This is a genomic window from Oleiphilus sp. HI0043 (genome assembly GCF_001634935.1).
Map to the genome: position 1 here is coordinate 1 of NZ_LWEY01000863.1, position 751 is coordinate 751.

Annotated in this window: 2 protein-coding genes; both read left to right on the plus strand. The window is 38.6% G+C overall.

Features of this window, described 5'->3' with window-relative positions; translation table 11 throughout:
• Positions 1-366: type II toxin-antitoxin system HigA family antitoxin (locus A3729_RS09770; protein WP_068633756.1), on the plus strand; the 366-nt coding region annotated here is incomplete at its 5' end.
• 98 nt (positions 367-464) lie between these two features.
• Positions 465-751: hypothetical protein (locus tag A3729_RS09775; RefSeq protein ID WP_197475745.1), on the plus strand; the 287-nt coding region annotated here is incomplete at its 3' end.

Here is a 751-nt window from a genome sequence, read left to right on the forward strand (position 1 = left end):
CCATTTATCGCTGGTATACATTCACAGGAAGATCATCAAGAGGCACTTTTGCTTATGGATGAACTTATTGAGGACTATGATGCAAACTTGCTTCTTATTGATGTCTTGTGGGCAAAAATTCATGCGTATGAAGAAGAAGCCCCTGAGTTTCATGATTTTAACACTAGTATCGAGTCTAAAGATGCAGGCGCATCCATGTTGCGATTGCTGATGGATCAGCATAACTTAACTATGTCAGATTTTAAAAATGAGATTGGCCCGAAAAGTTCAGTATCTATGATATGTAGCGAGAAGAGGTCACTTACTAAAGAGCATATTGAAAAACTTTCAAGACGTTTCGAAATCAGTCCGTCGTTATTTTTCTGACCAGGCTGTACAGTTAATCTTTAAAGTGTCCAATAAGATCTATTATTGGACATAGTGTATGAGTTAATCTAGTCTTTACTCATAAAGCGTTAAGTCCTATGGCAACTCCAAGATCAATCCCTTTATTCCCAGCATACAACGAGCTTAAAGACTTTGACTGGCGTGATTACCCACAGCTAGATCAGTTTTTCAACGACAACCCTAAGTGGTGCCGTGAACACTGGGATTGGGCGCGAGAGTATTTGATTTTCCTTGGCAGAAACAAATCTGAGCATACTTACATTAGATTCCGTTCTGACATAGAAAAATTTTTGCTGTGGAGTTTTTTGGTGGCAGAAAAGCCTGCTGTCGATTTTAGAAAGAATGACTTACTTGATTATTCAGA